The sequence below is a fragment of the Pseudoalteromonas sp. SR41-7 genome, assembly GCF_014163935.1.
GTDB lineage: Bacteria > Pseudomonadota > Gammaproteobacteria > Enterobacterales > Alteromonadaceae > Pseudoalteromonas > Pseudoalteromonas distincta.
This window is the reverse complement of the sequence record NZ_JACJEF010000015.1, coordinates 49,598-74,267: the sequence shown is the minus strand read 5'-3', so window position 1 is coordinate 74,267 and position 24,670 is coordinate 49,598. Positions and strand designations below refer to the sequence as shown.

Below are 24,670 nucleotides of genomic sequence, written 5' to 3'. Positions count from 1 at the left end.
CTAATGATATAAATATTTAGTGAACAAGACTTCACGGATGATCTCTTGTCCTGTTTCTTCTTTTAGCAGGCTTTTTAGTTTTTCGGCGCACTTTGCACGTATTTCTTCACGGCCAGTGAGTGATTTTATTTTTTCTTCTGGTTCTTTAGATAAAATCTCTACTAGGGCATCACGAAGTAATGGCGTGTGGTGTTCAACCACTGCAATATCAGAAGTATCAGTAAGCATTAAATCAATAGTTACACGCACATAGCCCATTTTTTTACTTGATGCGCCAATGTAGTTGGTGATTATATCAGGCTCAAAACCAAAATAACCAACTGTGGATTCAGCACGAGCTGTAAAGCTTATAACGCTTACAAAGAACGTAAAAAGACCTGCGTATACTATTTTTTTCATATTTAAAGCGTTTCTTAAAACTTGTTACAAATAGTTTATACTTAATAGTAGGTAATAAACAGCGCCAAGCAATTATTTATGGTTATAAAACATCACTTTTTCAAAAGCTTTGGCAATGGTATCATCTCGTTGTTTTTTATTTTGTTGAGCTATTGTGATTACTTATCCTCTGTCTATATCTGCTAATTGGCAGTCCACTTCTTATATAAGTGACTTATCTCCTCTAGAGCAAGAGTGGCTTTTTGAACAGAATTCATTAACGGCTAAATTAAAAAGTAACTCAAAAACTTTTAATGTAAAGGTATTAAGTGAGCAGTTATTTACTTTAAGCCCAGAGCAAAACTTACTACTAAACAGCACAGCTAAAACAGCTATTAATAGAGAAGTTCTCTTACTGTGCGATAACAAACCTGTGGTGTACGCACAAAGCTGGCTTCCTAAAAATGATTCTATTAATCCTTTGCACAATATGGGCGAGCGTCCTTTAGGTGATGTGATTTTTCAAGACCCAGCATTAAAAAGAACGGATATAGAAATTGCTTATTTTGATGACACGCACCCTATTCAGCAATTAGTTACAAAATTGAACTTACCCGAGAAAAACTTACTAGGGCGTCGAAGTGTATTCTCACTCAAAGAATATAAGTTTTTAGTGTGTGAAGTGTTTTTACCTGGAGCATATTTATACTCATGAAATTAGCCGCTTTAAAGCCAAAACATATTCCTTATTATATACAGTTAATGCGTATAGATAAGCCCATTGGTACCTTGTTATTACTTTGGCCAACATACTGGGCTTTATGGCTTGCTAATAGTGGGATGCCGAGCTTACTCAACTTTATTGTATTTACGCTGGGCGTTGTTGTTATGCGTAGCGCAGGGTGTGTAATTAATGATTTTGCAGATAGAAAAATAGACGGCTCGGTAAAACGCACAGCTCAACGGCCGCTAGCTTCAGGGCAGGTGAGTAGTGGTGAAGCACTTAGTCTATTTTTACTACTCATAGTTATTGCGTTCATTTTAGTATTAATGCTTAGCGTTAATACTATTTTGCTTTCTTTTGGTGCTTTGGCTTTAGCCTTTTGTTACCCCTTTATGAAGCGCTATACACAGTTACCTCAAGTTGTTTTAGGGGCTGCATTTGGTTGGGCTATTCCTATGGCGTATATGGCTTCAATTAATGCACTACCACAGCAGGCATGGTTATTATTTATAGCCAATATTTGCTGGACAGTGGCTTACGACACCATGTATGCGATGGTTGATAGGGACGACGATTTAAAAATAGGGGTAAAATCAACCGCTATTTTATTTGGTAAATACGACCGCCATATTATCTTTTTACTTAATGCTGTATTTATAGCGTTGGTTGCTTTTATTGGTATAAGCAATCATTTAAGTGTCGCATTTGGCGTTGGTTTAAGTATTGCTGTGGGCCTATTGGCATACCAACAAACGCTTATTCATAAACGTGAAAGAGATGCCTGTTTTAAAGCGTTTTTAAATAATCATTACGTGGGTTTGGCCATCTTTATAGGGTTATTACTTTCATACCCAATAGCATTTTAAAAGCCTCAATAAAGGCTGTTAAAATGCTCTATTAGGAGTTATCGGGGCGGATCAATAATGCCGCTAATAGAGGCGTTTTTCCTAAACCAGCCTGCAATAGAATAGCGATCGTCAACGGCGGGAAGTACTTCGTGGGCAAAGCGTTCGCTTTCAAACATTACTAATGTGCCAGCAGTTGGTTTAATTGTTATTTCTATCTCTTTACTTTTAGGTTTATAAATAACAAGTTCGCCACCTTGCTTAGGCGTATTTAAATAAAGTACCGTTGTAAATACTCGATTAGAGCGACCTTTAAATGCATCTAAGTGCTTTTTGTAAAAATCACCCTGTGTATATTTTGCATAATGGCATTCGTAATCAAATAACCCCATAAAAAAACTGCGATTTAACGTGGTCTTTATACTTTGCATTATTGCTTGATAGGTAAGCTGTGCTTGAGAGCTGCCGTCAAACCAATAGGTTTTATCAGTACGTACGGCTTTATCTATTTGTAAGTCATTTAATCGACCAATACCAGCAAGGCTAAAGTGAGGGTTTATACGGTGGCAGTCTGCAACTAAATCGTTAACTAAATCAGCAATAAGCGCGTTATGAATTACGGTATATCCTTGGCGTTCTATATCATCTAAATAGACATCAGGACCAAAAAGTGTGTTCATTCACATCAGCTGTTTAAAAAAGGTGCGACAGTGTAGCCGAAAAGCTGTTAAAAGCTACTGTTTATTGTGCCGCACTTTTTGAAACATCAGATTAGCTAAATGCAGCACCCGCTTTTTTTATAAGCGATAGTAAATGCTCTACATGTTCAGTAATCGACGTCTGTTGGCTTGTTTGTACAACGAGTTGTTCGTGGTTTAAATCTTTATTTGTTTTAAGTTGTACTAATTCAGAATTCTCTGCGATTGCATTAGCATGTTCAATGCTTGCAATAGCAAAATGATCTGATTTAACTACACCTGCCATTACTTGCTCAATACTGCCCACTTTAATACTTGATGATTTATTTAAAGAATCAATTGCTTCATTAAGCATAGTTTGTACTTGTTTAGACTCAGAGAAACAGCCAAACATCGGATAGTTATCAAGGTTTTGTTTACTTATATCGTTTTTATGGGCAAGAGGGTGGTTTTTTGAAACAAATAACACAAGCTGATCAGGTAAGTGAATGTCACTGCCAATACTATTAATAGCTTGAGAGTATACGCTAATGTCTATTTCACCTTGTTGGAGTTTGCGTGTTAACTCTTGCTGATCTTGTAGCTGCATCTCAATTTTTATATGAGGGTATTGAGCTAAAAACTGTCCACAAGAAATAGGTACTATGCTGCTTGCCTTATTGGTATACCCAATAACGAGCTTTTCATTGGCATTACCGTTTACTGATTGAAAAATCCGCTTTTTCGTTAGCTCAAGTTCCGATAGGGTTGTTTTAGCATATTCTAGAAAAAGCTCGCCTTCTGGCGTTAATTTAACAGAGCGTGTTGAGCGTTTTACTAACTCATATCCCATTTCATCTTCAAGTGTTTGAATGCTGCGCGTTAGCGCTGAAGTACTAATTTGGGTTTGTTCAGCAGCTTGTCTAAAATGACGTAATATACCAAGTGCTACAAATTGCTCTAATTGTTCAAATCTCACTTTATAGTCCCTTTTTATAAGTAAGTCGCAGATACCACGGACATCAAATATATTAATTTCTATTCTAAAGTTTAGTAAAATTCTATATTGAAATACGGTTGCAAGTTCATACGTGTTTCCAGCAGGATACCCCCCTTTTAGTATTAATTAAAGAGAAAAGCGACCAAATAGTATTACTTTTTAAATTCATAACTAGTTGTTTATTGTATTTTATCTATGTTTTTGCAATGGGCTAGCTAAGTAAACTTATTTGTAGTCAGTAAGTTAGTTAGTATATTTGGATTAAATTGTTCTAATTAATAAAAAAGTACGCCCCAAAAAGGGGCGTTCATACAACATGATTGTGACAAATAATAGAGTGTTTTATTTATAATAAACTATTTTACAAAATTTCTATTTATTCGGCTACTTAGTGGTTTATTTTCAATGCTTTGTAGTTCTATCTCGATTGCATCACAGGAAATATGTATTTCAAATAAAGACGTTAATAACGATAAACTTAAGCAAGCTAAGCTAATGCCAAATAAAATAATTCCTGTGGCATTAAACTCAATAAATAATGCAAACATTGATAGTGTACACAGTAGAAAAGAGGCTACCCCGTACACTTGCATCGTTCTAATTAGCTTAATACGTTTACGTAAGTTAGTGATTTGAGCCACTACAACAGGCCGAATAGATTCACCTTCACGCGCATTTAGCTCCCTAATTAATTGCGCTAAAACTAAAAATCGGTTTGTATAGGCGAGTAATAGCAGCGATATGGCCGGAAAAAGTAAGCCTGGGGTTGTTAGTGTCATGTTTATTCCTTAAAAGTACAGCATGCTAATAATTTAGCGCAGGATATTGTTAACACAAAATAAATGAGGTGAATATTGCAAAATATTAATAATAACAATTCAACAGATAGCTCTTTTCAATGGGTTACAATTTATAAAGCTGAAAATACCTTGGAAGCGAATATCGTAAAAGGCTTAATACAAACTGCTGGAATAGAGTGTAAAATTAAAGGCGAGATGCTCCAAGGGGCGCTTGGAGAAATTCCATATGATCAGGCGCAAGTTAGTGTGCAGGTTTATGCGATAAAAGAGCGCCATGCGCGGCAAATATTGGTAAACTATCAACAAGTAAAACAATCCGCTCCAGATTGGGTATGCCCTAATTGTAATGAGCATAATGGATCAACATTTGATTTTTGTTGGTCGTGTGAGACGTTAAAGAATGACTAAAGCAAATAATTTTCAGCGTATTAGAGAGCTTAACTATTTACAAAAGGCCGTCTTAGCAAGTGCTTTAATAGAGCGAATGCTGCCAAATTACGGTTTATTTAGCGAAGCAACGGGGTTTGGTGATGAAACCTTATTACGTAATTCGCTTAATGTTTGTTGGGAAAAAATCTTACTGCCTAAAAGTAAAATAGATCTCGAAAAACAAGTTGAAAAAATAGAGCCAAATGTTCCTGAACTTGCTGATTTTGATATGTTTGGTACTTATCCTGCTATTGATGCTGCAACGTCTTTACTTAGCTTAATGCACGGTTTAGTGGCGCAAGATGAGCAAGAGTTCATTAGTGTGAGCAAAATATCTCAAGCAACAGTGGCTCGCTTTATTGAATATCAAATGACGGTTGAAGGTGAGATTGCTGATAACACAGCAGTGAGAGAGCACCCATTAATGCAGTACGAAATTGAAGTATTAGGTGAGCTAATTGATTTTGTAGAAAATATGGGGCGTATTACCTCTGATAGCGTAAAGGCACTTAAAAAGTTTGCCCTTGAAGATGGCCAAACAAATATTGGTCTTACGTTATAAAAGAAGCAAAGTAGAATTTAAAAGGCAGGAGAAGTACAGTGCGAATTTTAGGCATTGAATCGTCATGTGATGAAACGGGTATTGCAATATATGATGACGAAAAAGGCTTGTTAGCTCATCAATTATACAGCCAAGTAAAAGTACACGCTGATTACGGCGGTGTAGTGCCGGAACTTGCATCGCGCGATCATGTTCGTAAAACATTACCACTTATAGATGCAGCTTTTGTACAAGCAGGTTGTGGCCCTGAAGATTTAGACGGTATTGCTTATACTGCAGGCCCAGGTCTAGTTGGTGCATTATTGGTAGGTACGTCTATTGGTCGTTCATTAGCATACGGTTGGGATATACCTGCGGTAGCAGTACATCACATGGAAGGGCATTTACTTGCTCCGATGCTTGAGGAAAATACCCCTGAGTTTCCGTTTATTGCATTGCTTGTATCGGGCGGTCATACCATGATGGTTAAAGTAGCAGGTATTGGACAATACGAAGTACTAGGTGAGTCAGTTGATGATGCCGCAGGCGAGGCCTTTGATAAAACGGCTAAGTTACTTGGTCTTGATTACCCCGGTGGTCCACGCTTAGCTAAAATGGCCGAACAAGGCGTAGCAAAGCGTTTTGTATTTCCTCGCCCTATGACCGACAAGCCAGGACTTGATTTTAGTTTTAGTGGTTTAAAAACAGCGGCATCAATCACGATTCGTGAAAATGACGACGACGATCAAACCAAAGCTGATATAGCGCATGCATTTCAAACGGCGGTTATTGATACGCTCGTTATTAAGTGTAAGCGTGCGCTTAAACAAACAGGTATTAAGCGTTTGGTCATCGCCGGTGGTGTGAGTGCAAATACACAGCTTCGACTGCAGCTTGAACGCGTAATGAAGGGTATGAAAGGCGAAGTGTTTTATCCGCGTACTGAATTTTGTACCGACAATGGTGCAATGATTGCTTATGCCGGAATGCAACGTTTAAAAGCAGGGCAATTTGCCACGCTTGATATGAAAACAAAACCTCGTTGGCCTATAGATAGCCTTGAGCCGATTTAATGACTCATATTTTAGATATTTTTGTTTTCATCGGTGGGTGCTTTTTTAGCACCCACTTTTGGTTCTTCCCCACTAAATAATCGAATAATATTAGTACGGTGACGAAATATAATTAACAGCGTGATAAAAGTAACGGGAAGAGTATAAAGTGGCTTTATTAGCCATGTATACAAGGGCGCTAGAGATACAGCAACAAGCGCCGCCAGTGATGAATAGCGTGTTATTGCCACTATAACTAACCAAGTACACACAAGTAAACCAGCCAATGATAAGCCAATAGGTAATAATGAGCCAAATGCCGTTGCTACGGCTTTACCGCCTTTGAAGCTAAAAAACAGTGGGTACATATGGCCTAAACAAGCAGCTACTGCGACTAAACCAAGCTCTAAAGGTTCAACTTCTAAAAAATAAGCCCCCCATACCGGAATAGTGCCTTTTAAAATATCAAACACTAGAACCAAGCAAGCCGGAAATGCTCCGCCTAATCTATAAACATTTGTAGCTCCTGGGTTGTTAGAACCACTATTACGAGGGTCTGGAAGTTTGAACAACCGCGACACTAAAATAGCCGACGAAATCGACCCAAGTAAATAAGCTAAAACAAACATTATAGTGGCTAACACGCGCTTCCTTATTTTTTAATTGCTATACCAATTGATAGTGCTTTTAGGCTATTATTGGCAGCAAAATTTATCGTAAAAATTATTAACAGGCTATTTAATAGCTAGTTTAGTTATTTTGCTATTGTAGAAGTTATTTTTACATATTTAAACACTGGCTAAACCATATACAGTATTAATTTTATTGATGCTTAGTATAGTTGCTTAGTAGTTTGTTGTTATTTGGAGTATCAATGGATAAGGTTTTTATATCTCAATTGCACGTCGACACTATTATTGGAGTGTACGACTTTGAAAAAGAAAGTAAACAGAGCCTTTATTTTGATATTGAAATGCTAAGCGATATTAAGCCTGCAGCTGAAAATGACGATATTAATTTAGCACTCGATTACTCAAAAGTAAGTGAGCGAGTTATTGAGCACTGCACTTTAAAACCTGTAGAGTTGCTAGAAACTTTAGTTGAACAATTAGCGCATATTATTTTAAGCGAGTTTAATACTCCACAAGTTACTATAAGAGTAAGTAAACCAGCAGCAGTAGCACAAGCGCAAACTGTAGGTGTTGAAATTACACGTGTTAAGGCAACTGACTAAATGGCTCAAATTTATATCAGCCTAGGGTCAAATATAAATAAAGCGCATTATATACAATGTGCATTAATTGCACTTAAGCAGCACTTTGAACATATTGTACACTCGTCTGTTTTTGAAAGTGAAGCAGTAGGGTTTGCTGGCAATAATTTTTATAATTCAGTCGTTGGCGCTACAACTGATATGTCGCTTGTTGATGTATGCGCTTTATTAAAACAAATAGAGCGTGATAATGGACGCACAGCGAACGATAAAAAGTTTAGTCCACGAACGCTCGATTTAGATTTACTATTTTATGATGATGTAATTTGCGCTTCTCCAGCACAATTACCACGAGATGAAATAACTAAAAACGCATTTGTATTACAACCTCTTAGCGAGGTTGCCCCAGATTTCTATCATCCTGTAGCTAAACAAACGATTGCGCAGTTATGGAATGAATATAATAACCCTCAACAAAAGCTATGGAAGGTGGAGTTTTCTAACCCATGAGTATCATCGAAATAATTATTTTAGCCCTCATACAGGGATTTACTGAGTTTTTACCAATATCTAGTTCTGCGCACTTAATTCTCCCATCGCAAATTTTAGGCTGGGAAGATCAAGGGCTTGCGTTTGACGTGGCAGTCCATGTTGGTACTTTAATTGCTGTTGTTATTTATTTTCGCAAAGAGGTCGTCGACATACTCAGTGCGTGGTTTAAATCCTTTGGAGCACAGGGTACTACTGATGATAGTAAGCTAGGTTGGTGGATAATTTTAGGCACTGTGCCTGCCGCTATTTTAGGCTTACTTTTAAAAGACTTTATAGAGTTGTACCTACGAAGCGCTTGGGTAATTGCTACTACCACAATTGTGTTTGGTTTATTGCTTTGGTACGCGGATGCAAAAGGTAAGCAGATTAAAACTATTTATCAGCTTAATTGGAAAACAGCACTTATTATTGGTTTTGCACAAGCTGTTGCAATGATCCCGGGAACTTCTCGCTCAGGTATCACGATGACAGCTGGTTTAATGCTTGGAATGAATAAGCAAAGCGCAGCGCGTTTTTCGTTCTTACTGGCAATTCCAATTATTTCTATGATGGGGCTTTATTATACTGCAGAGCTTGCTTTGGGTGACCATGTGGTTGATTGGAATACATTATTACTAGGTGTAGTGCTATCGTTCTTATCGGCTTATGCATGTATATTTATGTTTTTAAAAGTAATAGAGCGAATGGGCATGTTGCCATTTGTGATATATCGTTTATTGCTCGGTGTAGGTTTAATAGTATTTTTAATGATGTAGCAAATAATGACTAATAAAAAAGCCTTCTAATTAAGAAGGCTTTTTTATTATCAAGTGGTCATTTTGGCACGAGTGAAGTGCTTACTCGCAATGGTAACTAAGCACGAATTTTGGCATTATAGCGCCATTAAACTTTGCATAGCTGTAAAGTGAGCATACGATTTAAGGAAAGTATATGCATATACATATTTTGGGCATTTGTGGCACGTTTATGGGTGGCATTGCAGCCATTGCTAAGTCATTAGGTCATAAAGTAACGGGTTCTGATCAGAACGTATACCCACCAATGAGTACGCAACTTGAAGAGCTTGGCATTGAACTAACTCAAGGCTATGCGGTATCTCAGTTAGAGCCAAAGCCAGATATGGTCGTTATTGGTAATGCAATGAGCCGGGGTAACCCATGTGTTGAATATGTGCTTGATAAAGGCCTGCCTTATACTTCAGGCCCTGAGTGGCTTAAGCATAACTTACTGCAAGATTCTTGGGTGCTTGCGGTTGCTGGTACGCATGGTAAAACAACCACAGCAAGTATGCTTGCGTGGGTGTTAGAGTACGCAGGTTTGAAACCAGGGTTTTTAATTGGCGGCATAGTGCAAAATTTTGGTGTATCGGCAAAAGTGGGTGAAACGCCATTTTTTGTTATTGAAGCCGATGAATACGACACTGCTTTTTTTGATAAGCGCAGTAAGTTTGTGCATTACCTCCCGCGTACACTTATCTTAAATAATCTTGAATTCGATCACGCTGATATTTTTGAAGATTTAAACGCAATAAAAAAACAATTTCATCACTTAATGCGTACATTACCTCAAAGCGGCAAGGTAATTTGGCCAAAGCAAGACGTAGCGCTTAATGATGTAATAGCACAAGGGCTTTGGAGCGAAAGCGAAACGCTAGGCGATGATTGGAGCTATGAATTAATAAAAGCCGATGGAAGTGAGTTTAATGTATTACTTAATGGCGAAAAGCAGGGCACTGTCTGTTGGCAAGCAATAGGCGAGCATAACGTTAAAAATGCGATTATGACTATCGCAGCAGCGCGCCATGTGGGTATAGCTGTTGATCATAGTATTGATGCGTTAGAAGAATTTATTAGCCCTAAAAGGCGTATGGAGCTAAAAGCGGATATAAATAATATTAAAGTGTATGACGACTTTGCGCATCACCCAACAGCAATTAAAACTACGCTTGCAGGATTGCGCGCAAAAGTAGGCGATGAAAAAATTATCGCTATTTTAGAGCCGCGCTCAAACACCATGAAAATGGGCGTGCACCAATATACATTATTAGATTCACTGCGTGATGCTGACAACGTACTCCTTTTTGAACCAGAGAATCTAAATTGGTCGCTAAAAGAGCAAGCAGATAAAGCAGGCATGCAGTGCTTTAGCAGCACGCAAACAATTATTGATACGGTGCTTGAAAATATTGAGCCTAATCAGCATATTTTAATTATGAGCAATGGCGGCTTTAATGGCCTTCATCAACACCTTGTTGATGGCTTAGCTGATAAATACAGCGGAGAATAGTGTGCAATTTAAAGATAGAATTACGCTCGCTTTTAGTGGTGCATCGGGTGCGCCTTATGGGCTTAGGTTACTTGAAGTATTACTAGAGCAGCAATTTCAGGTCTACGTTCTCATTTCAAGTGCAGCACGCGTGGTGCTTGATACAGAATCAAATATTAAGCTCTCTGGTAATGAAGATAAAGCCACAGAGCAGTTAAGTACGCTGTTTAATGCCAAGCCTGAACAGCTAAAAGTATACGGTAAAGATAACTGGTTTAGCCCAGTAGCTTCGGGCTCTGCTGCTCCTAAAAAAATGGTAGTATGCCCATGTAGTGCCGGATCGGTTTCTGCAATTGCAGTGGGGGCGTCTGATAATTTATTAGAGCGCGCCGCTGATGTGGTAATTAAAGAACGCGGACAGCTCATTTTAGTGCCTCGCGAAACACCATTTAACGAAATTCATTTAGAAAACATGCTTAAGTTATCTCGTTTAGGGGTAACAATTATGCCAGCCGCACCTGGTTTTTATCATAAGCCACAAAGTATTGAAGACTTAGTTGATTTTATGGTGGCGAGAATTTTAGATCATTTAAACATTGAGCATAACCTAACAAAACGTTGGGGTTATGGTGAGGGTAAGTAATGAATAAGCAAAATATTGCTTTAAATATAGAAGGCCTTACCAAGGTTTATAAAAATGGTGTTGAGGCTATTAAAGGCGTTGATTTACAAGTTGAAGAGGGCGATTTTTTCGCTTTGCTTGGTCCAAATGGAGCTGGTAAATCAACTACTATTGGTGTTATTTCGTCACTTGTTAATAAAACAAAAGGCAAAGTAGAAGTATTTGGCTGTGATATTGATACTGATTTAGAAGCTGCAAAAGCGCATTTAGGCTTAGTGCCGCAAGAATTTAACTTTAGCCAGTTTGAAACGCTTAGCCAAATACTGGTTAACCAAGCCGGTTATTATGGTGTGCCACGTGGCGAAGCCCATAAACGTGCTGATAAATACCTTGCACAGCTGGGTTTATTAGAGAAAAAAGACAAGCAAGCACGTACGCTTTCAGGCGGAATGAAACGTCGATTAATGATTGCACGCGCCCTTATGCACGAGCCAAAATTACTTATACTTGATGAGCCAACAGCGGGTGTAGACATTGAACTTCGTCGTTCAATGTGGGATTTTTTACGCCAAATAAATGAGCAAGGCGTTACTATTATTTTAACCACACACTACCTTGAAGAAGCTGAGTTACTGTGTAAAAACATAGCGATTATTGATTCTGGTCGAATTGTTGAAAACACCACCATTAAAGCACTGCTTGCAAAACTTGATAAAGAAACCTTTATTTTAGATTTAAAAATGCCAGCAAACCCTGTCACGCTTGAAGGTTATAAGTTTACGATGACGGACGATCATACTGTTGAAGTAGAAGTCGCTAAATCACAGGGCTTAAATGCGGTATTTAGCGCATTAACAACCCAAGGTAATACAGTATTGAGTATGCGAAATAAAGCAAACAGACTAGAAGAGTTATTTGTAGGATTATTAGAGCAAGGGCGGGGCGAATAAATGTTTAAATATGGCGTAGCCTTAAAGAGTTTATGGATTAAAGAGTGTATTCGTTTTTTACGTATCTGGGTGCAAACCTTAGTGCCGCCAGCAATTACGATGAGCTTATATTTTGTTATTTTTGGTAACTTAATTGGTTCACGTATTGGTGATATGGGCGGCTTTAGTTATATGGAGTTTATTGTACCTGGCCTTATAATGATGTCGGTTATTACTAATTCCTATTCCAACGTAGCCTCTAGTTTTTATTCAACAAAATTTCAAAAAAGCATTGAAGAGCTTTTAGTTGCACCTGTGCCTAATTACATCATTGTACTGGGTTATATGGGCGGCGGTATGACGCGCGGTATTATGGTGGGCTTTATAGTTACTTGTGTATCGTTGTTATTTGTTGATATTCAAATTCATAATATTTTTGTAATTATGGCGACCGTTATTTTAACCTCAGCTGTGTTTGCTTTAGGTGGTTTAATTAATGCAATTTACGCAAATAGCTTTGACGATATAAGCATTATTCCCACCTTTATACTAACGCCATTAACTTACTTAGGCGGTGTATTTTATTCAATAACGTTATTGCCAGAATTTTGGCAAAACGTATCGCAAATAAATCCTATTATTTACATGGTAAATGCATTTCGCTATGGCTTTTTAGGTGTGTCGGATGTTGATTTAAGTGTAGCGCTAGGTGTTATTTTGGTGTTTATTACGGTGTTATTTACTTTAGCGCTAACTTTAATTAAAAAAGGTGTGGGGCTAAGACACTAATGAGTGATGCAAATTCACGTAGTATTGTATCTAATCAAGCGGGTATTCACGAAAAGCTTGATGAAATAGTAAATAAGCACTTAGATGCTGAATTTAAAAAGCCAATAGCAGCGCATACGCAAACTGCATTTGACGAGGTTAATGCTAAAGTACAAGCCTTTAGTGGCCCGCTTATTTTGGACTCGTGTTGTGGCGTGGGTGAAAGCTCAGCTAACTTAGCTAAGCGCCACCCTGATGCACTTATAGTTGGAATTGATAAATCTTCGCACCGATTAGATAAGCATGATGTTGAATATAAGCAAACCGACAGTGGTCAGTACATCTTAGTGCAAGCAGATTTAAATGACTTTTGGCGTTTAGCGGTAGCCGCCAATTGGCAACCTACGCACCATTATTTGTTGTATCCAAACCCGTGGCCTAAATCTAAGCATATTCGTAGGCGCTGGCATGGCGCAGCTATTTTTCCATTTATCGTTAAGTTAGGTGGAAAATTAGAAGTGCGCAGCAATTGGGATATTTACGTTAAGGAGTTTGCTCGGGCGCTTGAATTAACAGGCAACCCTTGCGATGTAACACTTTATGAGTCAGACGATGCAATTACGCCTTTTGAGCGTAAATACTGGGCCAGTGGCCAGCAAAGCCACCGACTCGTTATAAACTTACCTAGGGCGTGTTGACCTTTCGTGATTGATTTTGCAGCAGCATGTTTGGTTTTTAGGCAAGGCGGAGCCTATGTAGTGTGGTTATTCCCCATAAATAGGCGATAACGCAGCATAAAGACCAAACATGTGCTGCCCTTTGGGTTCTTTCTAGGGACGATTAACTCTTTGTTGCTCAGTTTTTACTTAGCCCACTAGGTTACAAACCTCGCGCCGCGATTTAATCGCCCCTAGATTGAACAAATTTCAATCCACAAAGATCAACACGCCCTGGTTAAAGTAAGTCAAAGTGCTAATTCTTCTGTAACCGTATTAACATGTGGCACTGGGTGGGCAAAATAATTGCCTTGCATTAGTGTCACATTCGCCTTTTTAAGTGCGGTTACTATGGCTGTATTTTCTACCGATTCTGCCATTAATTGTAAACCAAGTTGATTAGCAAAGCTGGCTATATGCTCAATAAACAAGTAGATATCTTTGTCATTCACTATTTGCTTTATTAGTGCGCCATCTAATTTAATACCATCTACTTCAAGCTTAAGTACGTTTGATATATTTGAATAACCACTACCAAAGTCATCAATAATAACCTTAACGCCTTTCGTTTTAACCATTCCAATAAATGCTTTTACTTCAGAGAAGTTGGCAATAGCTTGGGTTTCTAAAAGCTCTAATGTGATATTACCAGGATGCGGGTAGCGCTTAAGTTCGTCCGCAATAAACTCACTTAAATTAGGGTCGAGCATATCTTGTGCTGTTATATTTAAACTCCAGCAAATATCGGTTTTTCTAAAGCGACTAACACATTGTGAAAATATAGTACGGGTAAGTATTCCGTCCATTCTTGAGCGGGTAACAACATTTAAAAATGCATCAGGTTTTAATACTTCCCCTTGCGCTGTTACCATTCGAGCTAAACATTCGTATTGAACGACCTTATTGGTATTTGTGTCAATAATGGGTTGAAAGTAAGGCACTATACGATTGTTATCAAACGCTTCTCGCACTTCTTTAGCCATTTCTACATTGTACTGATATTGCGTTTTTACATCGTGTAGCGCTTTTGAGTAGTTAACTACACTATGCCTGCCTTGTTTAGCTTGCAGCGCTGCTATATGAGCGTTTTCAAGTAGTAGCGATTTATTACCACTGGCAATACCTGCACATAGGGTTATGTAGATAAAAGGGTCAGTTAATACCGGTGTATTAAAGTTATATGTTTTTACGAGGTCGGTAAATTCGTCATTACTCATTTCCTTAGGCGCGAGTAATACTATTTTATTTGTTGCTAGTCTGTATATATGGCAATGCGTAGAGCTTCTAAGTTTAAAGTGAATAAGTAAGTTTTTCATTACCTTGTCACCCACTTCAGTGCCATAAAAACTGTTTATATCTTCTATTTCATTAACCCAAATAACGGCTAATTGCATGTGATGAGCATTACTTTTTTTAATAAAGTACTCAAGTGCAATATGATTTGAAAAACCAGTACTTGAGTCAGTTGCTAAAGACCGTTTTAGTAAATAAATATATATGGCGGCAACGAGTATCGCGATAAAAAAGAAGAAGCTAGCCATTGCAGCTGCTTTTGATACGCTTTCTTTAAGTTTCTCGTTTAAATCATAAATAGTTATATCGGCACCCGTTAAATAGGTATTGCCGTTGATTGGGTCAACGTAAGGAATAAAAATTGTTTTAAAGTGGCCCCACTGATCGCTCGATATTTCAAATACTGGCTCTGTTGAATAAAAAGCACTTATATTTGCATCGGTAGCTTCAGGGTAGAGATCTAAAAATTGAGTTACCTTGCCATTATTCTGATCGTCTTGCGTGTAGCTTGATGAGCTAAAAAGCACCTTACCGTCTTTTAAAATCATTGAATAGACATAAGCAATATCAAGTGCTTGAGCAAACTCAGAGAGTTGTTTACTTTTATCTTGATAGTAAGAAAAACTTATATTATCGCCTTGATTAACCGCACTTAAATAATCGTCACCTAAAATATGTTTAACGCTGGTGGCGGCATTAAGTAAGCGATTATCAACCGACTGCATTATTTCAGCACGCGTGGTTTGGTAAGTGTAGTAAACGTAGGTTAGCAAGCTTATTAAAAACAAGCTAAAGCCTGCCACTATCCAACTAACTTTGACTCTTCCTTCTGGCATATGTGTCCCTTTTTTGTTATCAAATTTATTATACCCAAAATAAGTAAATGCCCAATAAATAATTAGGTTTGGTAGAGTTTTAATTAGGGTCTGTTTATCTTTGCGGATTATAATTTGTTCAAACTAGGGGCGATTTAATCGCGGCGCGAGATTTGTAACCTAGTGGTCTAAGTAAAAACCGAGCAACAAAGAGTAAATAGACCCTAGGCAGAACCCTTTGGGCAACGCCTGTTTGGCATTAATGCTACGTTATCGCCTATTTATGGGGAATAACCACACTACATAGGCGCTGCCTTGCCTAAATACCAAACAGGCTGCTGCAAATTTAACCTTGAAAGATAAATAGACCCTAAATTATCATTTTTTTGTCATCGCTTTGATTGCTTTTATAGGTTTAAACGAGACATTTTAGTTATATTGCAGTAAAGTTAGCGCAATTTTTAAAGAAACACGATTGCTCCAAATGTCCTAATAAGTAGGCGTTTTTGATGGGTAAGCGCGTGTTTTAGCTACACACACACTAGGTATTAAGATGGATCAAAAGCGTTGTGCCGTCGCCTCTAAAGAAAGCCTTAAGCGTATATTTACTGTACCTGAAGCGCCAGACTCAACTTTAAGCAAAATCGAGCTTGAAATTTCGAGTAATTTAGCAGGTTTTCTAAACGAAAATATAGCGGCAATTGAAAAACCATTACATGAAATAGAAAAAGATTTTCAATCGGCAGTGATCCCAGAAGATCCAACGTTTGTCTCTGCTTATGCCCAAGACATAATGGAGCAACTTGTTGCACATTCTGTGCATACAGCTGCGCCTAGTTTTATTGGTCACATGACCTCTGCCTTGCCGCACTTTTTATTACCGCTGTCAAAATTGATGGTAGGGCTAAATCAAAATCTAGTAAAAATAGAAACATCTAAAGCGTTTACGCCTCTTGAGCGTCAAGTGCTTGGGATGATGCATCATTTAGCTTATGGGCAAGAAGACTCATTTTATTCTAAATGGATGCACAGTGCTAAAACCTCATTAGGTGCATTTTGCTCTGGTGGTACGGTTGCTAATATTACTGCGCTTTGGATTGCGCGAAACCGCTTATTAAAACCTGATGGCGATTTTAGAGGCATAGGTGCACAAGGCTTAATTGCTGGTATGCTGCATTACGGTTATAAAGGTTTAGCAGTATTAATATCAGAACGCGGGCATTACTCATTAGGTAAATCGGTTGATTTACTCGGCATTGGTCGCGATAACTTAATTGGTATTAAAACCTGTGAAAATAATAAAGTTGATGTAGGAGCTATGCGCGAAAAAGCACGTGAGCTTGAAGCGCAAGGTATTAAAGTAATGGCGATTATTGGGGTCGCGGGGACAACCGAAACCGGTAATATTGACCCACTTGATGAAATGGCCGACTTAGCACAAGACATTAACTGCCATTTTCATGTAGATGCAGCATGGGGGGGAGCGACCCTTTTATCGAGTACGCACCGTCCTTTACTAAAAGGGATTGAGCGAGCAGATTCAATTACCATCGATGCACATAAACAAATGTATGTACCAATGGGAGCGGGTTTGGTTTTATTTAAAGACCCCGCTGCAACTGATGCAATAGAACATCACGCTGAGTATATATTACGTAAAGGTTCAAAAGACTTAGGTAGCCACACGCTTGAAGGCAGCCGACCTGGTATGGCAATGTTAGTACATGCTTGCTTACGTGTTATTGGTCGTAAAGGTTACGAAATGCTGATTGATCGAAGCATCAAAAAAGCACATTACTTTGCTGATTTAATTAAGGCTGATGAAGACTTTGAGCTTATTTCGGAGCCTGAGTTGTGCTTATTAACGTATCGTTATGTACCTAAGCAAATTAAACAAGCAATAGCCGATGCAGATGCTGCAACTCGGTTAGATATTTTTGCTTCACTGAACCGTTTTACTGCCAGTATGCAAAAGCGTCAACGCGAGTCAGGTCGCTCATTTGTATCACGTACACGCTTAACGCCTTCTAAATACGACAATCAACCAACGGTTGTATTTAGAGTGGTTCTTGCTAACCCGCTTACCTCAGGCGCTATTTTAAAAGAGATATTAGCTGAGCAAAAAGAGTTGGCTGCAACAGATCCGGTATTCAAAAAATACTTGAGAAAGTATATGTAATCTAAATACAAAAAAGGGTCCATAAGGACCCTTTTTTAATATCAAAGAATGGTTAATGTAAAATACGTGCTCTAATTGTACCCTCAACAGCGCTCAGTTCTTTAAGTGCTACTTCAGATTGATCTGTATCAACATCAATAACTACATAACCAATAGATGCGTCTGTTTGTAGGTATTGCGCAGCAATATTAATACCGTGCTGTGCAAACGCTTGGTTAATTTGCGTTAGTACACCTGGGCGGTTGTGGTGTACGTGTAATAAACGGCTACGATTAGCAAGCTCAGGTAGCGATACTTCAGGGAAGTTAACCGCAGTAATAGTTGAGCCATTATCTGAATATTTAGCCAATTTACCCGCTACTTCAATACCAATGTTTTCTTGCGCTTCTTGTGTAGAACCACCAATGTGCGGCGTTAAAATAACATTGTCGAATTGGCGCAGTGGCGATACAAATTCTTCATCGTTAGATTTTGGCTCAGTAGGGAACACATCGATTGCTGCACCACTTAGTTTTTTCTCTGTAAGCGCTTCTGCAAGAGCATCAATATCAACAACAGTTCCGCGTGATGCATTGATCAAAATAGACCCCTGCTTCATAACTGCAAGTTCTGCTGTACCAATAAGGTTTTTAGTTTGCGGTGTTTCTGGTACATGTAAGCTAATAATATCAGAGCGTTGTAACAGCTGAGTAAGGTTATGAACTTGTGTTGCATTACCCAGTGATAACTTATCTTCGATATCGTAAAACTCCACGTTCATACCGATATTTTCAGCCATAATACCTAGCTGAGTACCAATGTGACCGTAGCCAATAATACCTAATGTTTTACCACGTGCTTCAAACGAACCATTTGCTGTTTTTAACCAGCCACCACGATGAGCCGCTGCATTACGCTCTGGAATACCACGTAATAAAAGTAGAATTTCGCCAAGTACAAGTTCAGCAACTGAACGAGTATTAGAAAATGGAGCGTTAAATACAGCAATACCACGTTCGCGTGCTGCATCTAAATCAACTTGGTTTGTACCAATACAAAAACAACCAATAGCAACTAGCTTTTCAGCTGAGTCTAATACGGCTTGGTTAATATGAGTACGAGAACGAAGTCCTACAAAGTGAACATCTTTAATGCGCTCTTTAAGCTCGTCCTCAGGTAAGGATGTTTTAACGTAGTCAATATTGCTGTAACCGTTACGTTTTAGCGTTTCAACAGCGCTTTGGTGAACACCTTCAAGCAAGAGAATTTTAATTTTGTCTTTTGCTAACGATACCTTACTCATAACCTCATCCTATTTAATTTGTGGCCCATTTTTGGTACCGATAATCACTTTATCAGCACCTCGCATCGCAAATAGGCCGTTGGTAACTACGCCAACAATTGAATTTATTTGTGTTTCAAGTTGTTTGGCATTGGTAATTTTTAAGTTAAATACATCTAATATAACGTTACCATTATCGGTAACTACGCCTTGGCGATAAACAGGGTCACCACCAAGTTTTAATAATTCTCGTGCAACGTAGCTGCGCGCCATTGGAATAACTTCTACCGGAAGCGGGAAGTCGCCCAATGTATCTACCAGCTTTGTGTCATCAACAATACACACAAACTGTTTTGCAACTGCTGCTACTATTTTTTCACGTGTTAGCGCTGCGCCGCCGCCTTTAATCATTTCGTTTTGAGCGTTTATTTCGTCAGCGCCGTCAACGTATACATCTAAAGCATCAACGTTATTAAGTTCAAACACTTCAATACCTAACGCTTCCAAACGTGCAGTTGACGCTTCTGAGCTTGATACAGCGCCTACAATAGTGTCCTTTACTGAGCCAAGGGCATCAATAAAGTGATTAACAGTAGAGCCTGTACCGACACCTACAATGGTGTTTTCTTTTACAAACTCGAGTGCTGCCCAGGCAGCTGCTTTTTTTAATTCGTCTTGTGTCATTGCTTTGTGCTCATGTATGTCAGAAATAGGCGGCTAGTAACCAAAATTAAATGTTACCAACAGTATGTTTTATCTGGGGTGATAATGGTTTTAAGTGGTACGTCCCATGACTCGATTGGTAGAGCATCAACTTTTTGACATTTATGTGCAAGGCCAATTAGTTGCGGTTTTTGCCAATTTTGTTCATGTAAACGCGCCAATGTCCGGTCGTAAAACCCACCTCCCATTCCTAGGCGATTACCTTGTTTATCAAATGCCACTAATGGCATAAGGAGGTAATCAAGCGCTGGTAATGGGCATATTTGAGAGCAGTTCAGCTTAGGCTCCAAGATACCATAGCGATTTGCCCTCATGGGTGAGTTTTTCTCATAGCGCTGAAATAGTAAATTAGCGCCATTGAATGGGTGTATTATAGGTAGATAAACAGCATGGTTTAAGTTCCATAATTCTTTAATTAACAATGAAGTGTCTAGTTCTCCGTCGTTACTTAAATAAATGGCAATATGCTTTGAATTCGTTGTATTTTCGCTTTTTAAGTGTTGAATAAAATTCATTTTTAGCGATTGCGCAGCAATTATTTGCTGATTATTTGACAAGTTGTTACGGGTGTTACGAATTTCAGCTCTTATTTGTGCGCGTTTATTGCTCATTAAACTAATTAGCCATTTTTAAAAAGAGAATAAATCGGGAAAAATTAAAAAAACAGCCAGTACGACTAGCAAAATGGTGGCAGTTGCAATCAATGAATATAAAAGTAAGTTACTGCGTTTTTTAGGAGTCGCTAAATCCTCATCTAGCATTAGGTCGTCATTTTGCCATTCGTCTACACTTTCGTCTGGTGTATTTAATTGAGCTTCAGGAAGGCGTTGCTCTAACTCATCTAGCTTTTCTTCAAGGCGTATTAAGCTGCTAGTGATGTAATCAAGTGCATCAAAAATACGTTCATCACGTTGGTTGTTATTTGCAGCTGCGGGGGAGCTATTTTGAATCGCATTTGAAACAGCTTGCAGCTTACTTTTAATACCTAGGCTTGCTAATAACTTAGTCTGTTTTAACGCTTTGTCTTTATCGCTTGGCGCAAACAGCGGCTTACCTTTAAAAAAAAGAGCTACTTTTTCATCTGACGTTTTTAATTTTGCAGCTAAGTTTGCGCACGCTGTTTTTATGTCAACGTTATCGGCAAGTCCTGCAAATATAACGCGAAAGTTATCGGCCATTTAACTATCCCTAAAGCTTTTATAATGAAATGAGTATATACCTAAAGTACAAAAGAATTCGAGGTCGATTTTATAGTTATTTTGTAGACGCACTACAAATAATGTAACTGATAAGTTTTAGATACAAAAACGGCCCTATTAAGGGCCGTTTTTAATTTTCTTCAACACTTTCAGCTTAAAGGCCAGCGGCTGCACGAAGTGCATCAGCTTTATCTGTACGTTCCCAAGGGAATTCGTCACGACCAAAGTGGCCGTAAGCCGCTGTAGGAAGGTAGATAGGGCGCTCTAAATCAAGCATTTGAATTAAACCGTAAGGGCGCAGGTCAAAGTGTTCACGAATAAGCTCGATTAAACGGCTTTCTTCTAACTTGCTTGTACCAAACGTTTCAACGCTGATAGATGTAGGCTCTGCAACACCGATTGCGTAAGAAACTTGTAATTCACATTTATCAGCAAGGCCAGCCGCAACTACGTTTTTAGCAACGTAACGTGCAGCGTATGCAGCTGAGCGGTCAACTTTTGATGGATCTTTACCAGAGAAAGCACCACCACCGTGACGAGCCATACCACCGTATGTATCAACGATGATTTTACGACCTGTTAAACCACAATCGCCCATTGGTCCGCCAATTACAAAGCGACCCGTTGGGTTAATGAAAAATTTAGTCGCGCTTGTAATAAGCTCTGCAGGAAGTACCGGCTTGATGATAGTTTCCATCACCGCTTCTACTAAATCTTTTTGCGAAATGTCTTCGCTGTGCTGAGTAGATAGTACTACTGCATCAATACCTACTGGCTTACCATTTTCGTATGCAAAAGTAACTTGAGATTTTGCATCTGGACGTAACCAGTTAAGCTCGCCGCTTTTACGTACTTGCGCTTGGCGCTGTACTAAACGGTGTGAGTAAGTAATTGGCGCAGGCATTAGCACTTCTGTTTCGTTACATGCGTAACCAAACATAAGACCTTGGTCGCCAGCACCTTGTTCTTCTGGGCTAGTACGGTCAACACCTTGGTTAATGTCAGGAGACTGTTTACCAATAGTGTTTAAAATTGCACATGAATCTGCATCGAAACCCATGTCTGAATGCGTGTAGCCAATTTCACGTACTGTTTTACGTGTAATTTCTTCAATATCAACCCATGCGCTAGTAGTGATTTCACCACCAACCATAACCATACCTGTTTTTACGTAAGTTTCGCACGCAACACGGGCATGAGAGTCTTGCTCTAGGATAGCATCAAGTACCGCATCAGAGATTTGATCGGCGATTTTATCCGGATGACCTTCAGAAACTGATTCAGAAGTAAATAAATGTTTTGCCATTGTATTTCTGCTCACAAATATTGCGCTTCACAAACGTCGGTATTAGCGCTAAAAAATTAAGGGGCGTATTTTATCGAAAACAAAACACCTTGCATAGTGTTTTTACGCCTAGACGTCTAAATAAAATTACTAATAACTTTTTGGTCTTAAAAAATATTCATAATGCCTCACTTTTATAGGGTTTTTAATTGCACACAGCCCCCACAATAAGTAAGAATGGTCGATATAAACAAACCCAAGTTACTTGGGTGCATAAACAAACACATAAATACCCGCGCAAATACACATAAAGGTAGGAGAATTCATGCCATCTCGCAAAGAACTTGCAAATGCTATTCGCGTCTTGTCAATGGACGCAGTACAAAAGGCCAAATCTGGTCACCCTGGAGCCCCTATGGGCATGGCTGATATCGCAGAAGTATTATGGCGCGATTATCTAAAACACAACCCAACAAATCCAGAGTGGGCTGACCGTGACAGATTTATTCTTTCAAACGGCCACGGTTCAATGCTTATCTATTCTCTATTGCATCTAAGTGGTTACGACTTACCACTGGACGAAATTAAAAACTTCCGTCAAATGCATTCTAAAACACCAGGTCACCCTGAATATGGCTATGCACCAGGAATCGAAACTACTACGGGTCCATTAGGTCAAGGGATCACAAATGCCGTAGGTATGGCAATTGCTGAAAAAGCGCTAGCTGCGCAGTTTAACCGTGAAGGTCACGATATTGTTGATCACTTTACCTATGCATTTATGGGCGATGGCTGCCTTATGGAAGGTATTTCTCATGAAGCTGGTTCACTTGCAGGCACATTAGGTCTGGGTAAACTTGTTGCATTTTGGGATGACAACGGCATTTCAATCGATGGTGAAGTAGAAGGTTGGTTTACAGATGACACGCCAGCTCGCTTTAAAGCATACGGTTGGCATGTAATTAGTGGTGTTGATGGCCACGACAGCGATGCTATAAGTGCTGCAATTGCAGAAGCTAAAAGTGTTACCGATAAACCATCACTAATTTGTTGTAAAACAATTATTGGTTACGGCTCACCTAATAAATCTGGTAGCCACGATTGTCACGGTGCACCACTAGGTGATGACGAAATTAAAGCGTCTCGCGAATTCTTAGGTTGGACTGGCGATGCGTTCGAAATTCCTGATGATATTTACGCACAATGGGATAGCAAAGAAAAAGGTCAGCAGCTTGAATCAAGCTGGGACGAAAAATTTGCAGCATACGCAAAAGCATACCCAGAGCTTGCGGCTGAATACAAGCGTCGTATTAATAACGAACTGCCTGGCGATTGGGCTGAAAAATCTCAAGCGTACATTGAGCAATTACAAGCAAACCCTGCAAACCCAGCGTCTCGTAAAGCATCGCAAAATGCATTAAACGCATTTGGTCCGTTATTACCAGAATTTATGGGTGGCTCAGCCGATTTAGCAGGCTCAAACTTAACAATTTGGGATGGCTCTAAAGGTTTAACACACGACGATGCAAGCGGTAACTACATTTACTACGGTGTACGTGAGTTTGGTATGTCGGCAATTATGAATGGTATTGCCCTTCATAAAGGCTTTATTCCTTACGGTGCTACGTTCTTAATGTTTGTTGAATATGCAAAAAATGCCGTACGTATGGCTGCATTAATGAAGCAACCAAGCATTTTTGTATACACGCACGATTCAATCGGTTTAGGTGAAGATGGTCCAACTCACCAACCAGTAGAGCAAATTGCAAGCATGCGTTTAACGCCTAACTTATACAACTGGCGCCCATGTGACCAAGTTGAGTCGGCAATTGCATGGCAACAAGCTATTGAGCGTAAAGACGGTCCTACATCGTTAATCTTTACTCGCCAAGGTCTTGAGCAACAAGCGCGTGACGCACAGCAATTAAGCGATGTTAAAAAGGGTGGTTACATCCTTAGCTGTGACGGCAACCCTGAAATTATTTTCATTGCGACAGGCTCTGAAGTGCAACTAGCACAAGATTCAGCAACTGAGCTACGCAGCCAAGGTAAAAAGGTACGTGTTGTATCTATGCCATGTACTGATGCCTTTGAAGATCAAAGCGCAGAGTATAAAGAAAGCGTATTACCGGCATCTGTTACACGCCGCGTAGCAGTAGAAGCAGGTATTGCTGACTACTGGTACAAGTACGTAGGTCTAAATGGCGCAGTAGTAGGTATGACTACCTTTGGTGAGTCGGCACCTGCTGGTGAGCTGTTTGAGCACTTTGGTTTTACAGTGGCAAACATTGTAAGCAAAGCAAACGAGCTTTTTTAATCGCTTTGATTAAATAAAGTAAGTAATTGAAAAACCCGCACATGTTGCGGGTTTTTTTATGCCCTAACATGAAGCAACTTCACCTTG

General features: G+C 39.1%; 26 protein-coding genes. 15 read left to right on the top strand and 11 right to left on the bottom strand.

Features of this window, described 5'->3' with window-relative positions; genetic code table 11:
* Positions 1-399, bottom strand: a complete 399-nt coding sequence (locus H5092_RS16900; RefSeq protein ID WP_002961049.1) for a flagellar basal body-associated protein FliL — start codon at positions 397-399, stop codon at positions 1-3.
* A gap of 154 nt (positions 400-553) precedes the next feature.
* Here H5092_RS16900 and H5092_RS16895 point away from each other — a divergent pair, with 154 nt between their 5' ends.
* A complete protein-coding gene (locus H5092_RS16895) occupies positions 554-1,093 on the top strand; it encodes a chorismate lyase (RefSeq protein ID WP_002961048.1) in 540 nt (179 codons plus the stop codon).
* Positions 1,090-1,968, top strand: a complete 879-nt coding sequence (ubiA, locus tag H5092_RS16890; protein ID WP_039489667.1) for a 4-hydroxybenzoate octaprenyltransferase — start codon at positions 1,090-1,092, stop codon at positions 1,966-1,968. Before H5092_RS16895 ends, ubiA begins: the two co-directional genes overlap by 4 nt.
* A 38-nt stretch (positions 1,969-2,006) precedes the next feature.
* Here the strand turns inward: ubiA and H5092_RS16885 are convergent, their stop codons facing one another.
* From H5092_RS16885 to H5092_RS16875, 3 genes are all read right to left on the bottom strand, one after another.
* Positions 2,007-2,627, bottom strand: coding sequence for a 2OG-Fe(II) oxygenase (locus tag H5092_RS16885; protein ID WP_154903688.1), 621 nt, complete (start codon positions 2,625-2,627; stop codon positions 2,007-2,009).
* Between the two features lie 91 nt (positions 2,628-2,718).
* Positions 2,719-3,603 (bottom strand): LysR family transcriptional regulator, encoded by an 885-nt coding sequence (locus tag H5092_RS16880; protein ID WP_182720489.1) that lies wholly within the window; start codon positions 3,601-3,603, stop codon positions 2,719-2,721.
* A gap of 377 nt (positions 3,604-3,980) precedes the next feature.
* Complete coding sequence (locus H5092_RS16875; protein ID WP_002961042.1) at positions 3,981-4,403, bottom strand: DUF2721 domain-containing protein; 423 nt, start codon at positions 4,401-4,403, stop codon at positions 3,981-3,983.
* Positions 4,404-4,478: 75 nt separating this feature from the next.
* Here H5092_RS16875 and H5092_RS16870 point away from each other — a divergent pair, with 75 nt between their 5' ends.
* From H5092_RS16870 to tsaD, 3 genes are read left to right on the top strand one after another with little or no spacing between them, the layout of a single operon-like run.
* Complete coding sequence (locus tag H5092_RS16870; RefSeq protein ID WP_002961041.1) at positions 4,479-4,832, top strand: DUF2007 domain-containing protein; 354 nt, start codon at positions 4,479-4,481, stop codon at positions 4,830-4,832.
* On the top strand, positions 4,825-5,415 hold the full coding sequence (locus tag H5092_RS16865; RefSeq protein ID WP_002961040.1) for a YjaG family protein: 591 nt from the start codon (positions 4,825-4,827) through the stop codon (positions 5,413-5,415). Before H5092_RS16870 ends, H5092_RS16865 begins: the two co-directional genes overlap by 8 nt.
* A gap of 38 nt (positions 5,416-5,453) precedes the next feature.
* Positions 5,454-6,467 (top strand): tRNA (adenosine(37)-N6)-threonylcarbamoyltransferase complex transferase subunit TsaD, encoded by a 1,014-nt coding sequence (gene tsaD, locus H5092_RS16860; protein ID WP_182734167.1) that lies wholly within the window; start codon positions 5,454-5,456, stop codon positions 6,465-6,467.
* Positions 6,468-6,478: 11 nt separating this feature from the next.
* Here tsaD and plsY read toward each other — a convergent pair whose 3' ends face one another.
* On the bottom strand, positions 6,479-7,090 hold the full coding sequence (gene plsY / locus H5092_RS16855; RefSeq protein WP_002961038.1) for a glycerol-3-phosphate 1-O-acyltransferase PlsY: 612 nt from the start codon (positions 7,088-7,090) through the stop codon (positions 6,479-6,481).
* Between the two features lie 230 nt (positions 7,091-7,320).
* On the opposite strand from plsY, the gene folB reads away from it, so the two are divergent.
* The 8 genes from folB (at position 7,321) to H5092_RS16815 (ending at position 13,493) form a co-directional block, all read left to right on the top strand.
* Complete coding sequence (gene folB / locus H5092_RS16850) at positions 7,321-7,680, top strand: dihydroneopterin aldolase (RefSeq protein ID WP_024604056.1); 360 nt, start codon at positions 7,321-7,323, stop codon at positions 7,678-7,680.
* Positions 7,681-8,169, top strand: coding sequence for a 2-amino-4-hydroxy-6-hydroxymethyldihydropteridine diphosphokinase (gene folK / locus H5092_RS16845; RefSeq protein ID WP_024604057.1), 489 nt, complete (start codon positions 7,681-7,683; stop codon positions 8,167-8,169). It abuts the gene before it with no gap.
* Positions 8,166-8,966 carry an undecaprenyl-diphosphate phosphatase gene (locus H5092_RS16840; RefSeq protein ID WP_149603106.1) on the top strand — a complete coding sequence of 267 codons (801 nt, stop codon included), beginning with the start codon at positions 8,166-8,168 and terminating at the stop codon, positions 8,964-8,966. The genes folK and H5092_RS16840 overlap by 4 nt, the downstream gene beginning before the upstream one ends.
* A gap of 175 nt (positions 8,967-9,141) precedes the next feature.
* Positions 9,142-10,497, top strand: coding sequence for a UDP-N-acetylmuramate:L-alanyl-gamma-D-glutamyl-meso-diaminopimelate ligase (mpl, locus tag H5092_RS16835; RefSeq protein ID WP_182734165.1), 1,356 nt, complete (start codon positions 9,142-9,144; stop codon positions 10,495-10,497).
* A 1-nt stretch (position 10,498) separates the two neighbouring features.
* On the top strand, positions 10,499-11,119 hold the full coding sequence (locus H5092_RS16830; RefSeq protein ID WP_002961027.1) for a flavin prenyltransferase UbiX: 621 nt from the start codon (positions 10,499-10,501) through the stop codon (positions 11,117-11,119).
* Positions 11,119-12,048, top strand: coding sequence for an ABC transporter ATP-binding protein (locus H5092_RS16825; protein WP_024595485.1), 930 nt, complete (start codon positions 11,119-11,121; stop codon positions 12,046-12,048). The genes H5092_RS16830 and H5092_RS16825 overlap by 1 nt, the downstream gene beginning before the upstream one ends.
* On the top strand, positions 12,049-12,816 hold the full coding sequence (locus tag H5092_RS16820) for an ABC transporter permease (protein ID WP_002961025.1): 768 nt from the start codon (positions 12,049-12,051) through the stop codon (positions 12,814-12,816).
* On the top strand, positions 12,816-13,493 hold the full coding sequence (locus H5092_RS16815) for a tRNA (guanosine(46)-N(7))-methyltransferase TrmB (protein ID WP_024603594.1): 678 nt from the start codon (positions 12,816-12,818) through the stop codon (positions 13,491-13,493). Before H5092_RS16820 ends, H5092_RS16815 begins: the two co-directional genes overlap by 1 nt.
* Before the next feature lie 266 nt (positions 13,494-13,759).
* On the opposite strand, the gene H5092_RS16810 is transcribed toward H5092_RS16815, so the two are convergent.
* The gene (locus tag H5092_RS16810; protein ID WP_182734163.1) at positions 13,760-15,640 is read right to left on the bottom strand and encodes a GGDEF domain-containing protein; all 1,881 of its coding nucleotides are present in this window, start codon (positions 15,638-15,640) and stop codon (positions 13,760-13,762) included.
* Positions 15,641-16,172: 532 nt separating this feature from the next.
* On the opposite strand from H5092_RS16810, the gene panP reads away from it, so the two are divergent.
* Positions 16,173-17,798: a pyridoxal-dependent aspartate 1-decarboxylase PanP gene (panP, locus tag H5092_RS16805; RefSeq protein WP_024595231.1), complete on the top strand. Its 1,626-nt coding sequence runs from the start codon at positions 16,173-16,175 to the stop codon at positions 17,796-17,798.
* A 52-nt stretch (positions 17,799-17,850) separates the two neighbouring features.
* On the opposite strand, the gene serA is transcribed toward panP, so the two are convergent.
* The 5 genes from serA to metK all read right to left on the bottom strand — a co-directional run bounded on the left by serA (position 17,851) and on the right by metK (position 22,287).
* Entirely contained in the window at positions 17,851-19,080 is a 1,230-nt protein-coding gene (gene serA / locus H5092_RS16800; protein WP_024595232.1) for a phosphoglycerate dehydrogenase, read from the bottom strand.
* Between the two features lie 9 nt (positions 19,081-19,089).
* On the bottom strand, positions 19,090-19,743 hold the full coding sequence (gene rpiA / locus H5092_RS16795; protein WP_002958979.1) for a ribose-5-phosphate isomerase RpiA: 654 nt from the start codon (positions 19,741-19,743) through the stop codon (positions 19,090-19,092).
* 53 nt (positions 19,744-19,796) lie between these two features.
* Complete coding sequence (locus H5092_RS16790) at positions 19,797-20,393, bottom strand: 5-formyltetrahydrofolate cyclo-ligase (RefSeq protein WP_182734161.1); 597 nt, start codon at positions 20,391-20,393, stop codon at positions 19,797-19,799.
* A gap of 18 nt (positions 20,394-20,411) precedes the next feature.
* A complete protein-coding gene (locus tag H5092_RS16785) occupies positions 20,412-20,960 on the bottom strand; it encodes a hypothetical protein (RefSeq protein WP_024595234.1) in 549 nt (182 codons plus the stop codon).
* A gap of 175 nt (positions 20,961-21,135) precedes the next feature.
* Positions 21,136-22,287, bottom strand: a complete 1,152-nt coding sequence (metK, locus tag H5092_RS16780; protein WP_002958976.1) for a methionine adenosyltransferase — start codon at positions 22,285-22,287, stop codon at positions 21,136-21,138.
* A 304-nt stretch (positions 22,288-22,591) separates the two neighbouring features.
* Here metK and tkt point away from each other — a divergent pair, with 304 nt between their 5' ends.
* Positions 22,592-24,583 carry a transketolase gene (tkt, locus tag H5092_RS16775; protein ID WP_138489545.1) on the top strand — a complete coding sequence of 664 codons (1,992 nt, stop codon included), beginning with the start codon at positions 22,592-22,594 and terminating at the stop codon, positions 24,581-24,583.
* Positions 24,584-24,670: the final 87 nt, after the last annotated feature.

What these genes read in the sequence shown, in the direction of transcription:
- H5092_RS16900 (WP_002961049.1), bottom strand. Translation starts at nt 399, where the DNA reads ATGAAAAAAATAGTATACGCAGGTCTTTTTACGTTCTTTGTAAGCGTT.
- ubiA (WP_039489667.1), top strand. Translation starts at nt 1,090, where the DNA reads ATGAAATTAGCCGCTTTAAAGCCAAAACATATTCCTTATTATATACAG.
- H5092_RS16885 (WP_154903688.1), bottom strand. Translation starts at nt 2,627, where the DNA reads ATGAACACACTTTTTGGTCCTGATGTCTATTTAGATGATATAGAACGC.
- H5092_RS16875 (WP_002961042.1), bottom strand. Translation starts at nt 4,403, where the DNA reads ATGACACTAACAACCCCAGGCTTACTTTTTCCGGCCATATCGCTGCTA.
- H5092_RS16865 (WP_002961040.1), top strand. Translation starts at nt 4,825, where the DNA reads ATGACTAAAGCAAATAATTTTCAGCGTATTAGAGAGCTTAACTATTTA.
- folB (WP_024604056.1), top strand. Translation starts at nt 7,321, where the DNA reads ATGGATAAGGTTTTTATATCTCAATTGCACGTCGACACTATTATTGGA.
- folK (WP_024604057.1), top strand. Translation starts at nt 7,681, where the DNA reads ATGGCTCAAATTTATATCAGCCTAGGGTCAAATATAAATAAAGCGCAT.
- H5092_RS16840 (WP_149603106.1), top strand. Translation starts at nt 8,166, where the DNA reads ATGAGTATCATCGAAATAATTATTTTAGCCCTCATACAGGGATTTACT.
- mpl (WP_182734165.1), top strand. Translation starts at nt 9,142, where the DNA reads ATGCATATACATATTTTGGGCATTTGTGGCACGTTTATGGGTGGCATT.
- H5092_RS16825 (WP_024595485.1), top strand. Translation starts at nt 11,119, where the DNA reads ATGAATAAGCAAAATATTGCTTTAAATATAGAAGGCCTTACCAAGGTT.
- H5092_RS16820 (WP_002961025.1), top strand. Translation starts at nt 12,049, where the DNA reads ATGTTTAAATATGGCGTAGCCTTAAAGAGTTTATGGATTAAAGAGTGT.
- H5092_RS16815 (WP_024603594.1), top strand. Translation starts at nt 12,816, where the DNA reads ATGAGTGATGCAAATTCACGTAGTATTGTATCTAATCAAGCGGGTATT.
- H5092_RS16810 (WP_182734163.1), bottom strand. Translation starts at nt 15,640, where the DNA reads ATGCCAGAAGGAAGAGTCAAAGTTAGTTGGATAGTGGCAGGCTTTAGC.
- panP (WP_024595231.1), top strand. Translation starts at nt 16,173, where the DNA reads ATGGATCAAAAGCGTTGTGCCGTCGCCTCTAAAGAAAGCCTTAAGCGT.
- serA (WP_024595232.1), bottom strand. Translation starts at nt 19,080, where the DNA reads ATGAGTAAGGTATCGTTAGCAAAAGACAAAATTAAAATTCTCTTGCTT.
- rpiA (WP_002958979.1), bottom strand. Translation starts at nt 19,743, where the DNA reads ATGACACAAGACGAATTAAAAAAAGCAGCTGCCTGGGCAGCACTCGAG.
- H5092_RS16790 (WP_182734161.1), bottom strand. Translation starts at nt 20,393, where the DNA reads ATGAGCAATAAACGCGCACAAATAAGAGCTGAAATTCGTAACACCCGT.
- H5092_RS16785 (WP_024595234.1), bottom strand. Translation starts at nt 20,960, where the DNA reads ATGGCCGATAACTTTCGCGTTATATTTGCAGGACTTGCCGATAACGTT.
- metK (WP_002958976.1), bottom strand. Translation starts at nt 22,287, where the DNA reads ATGGCAAAACATTTATTTACTTCTGAATCAGTTTCTGAAGGTCATCCG.
- tkt (WP_138489545.1), top strand. Translation starts at nt 22,592, where the DNA reads ATGCCATCTCGCAAAGAACTTGCAAATGCTATTCGCGTCTTGTCAATG.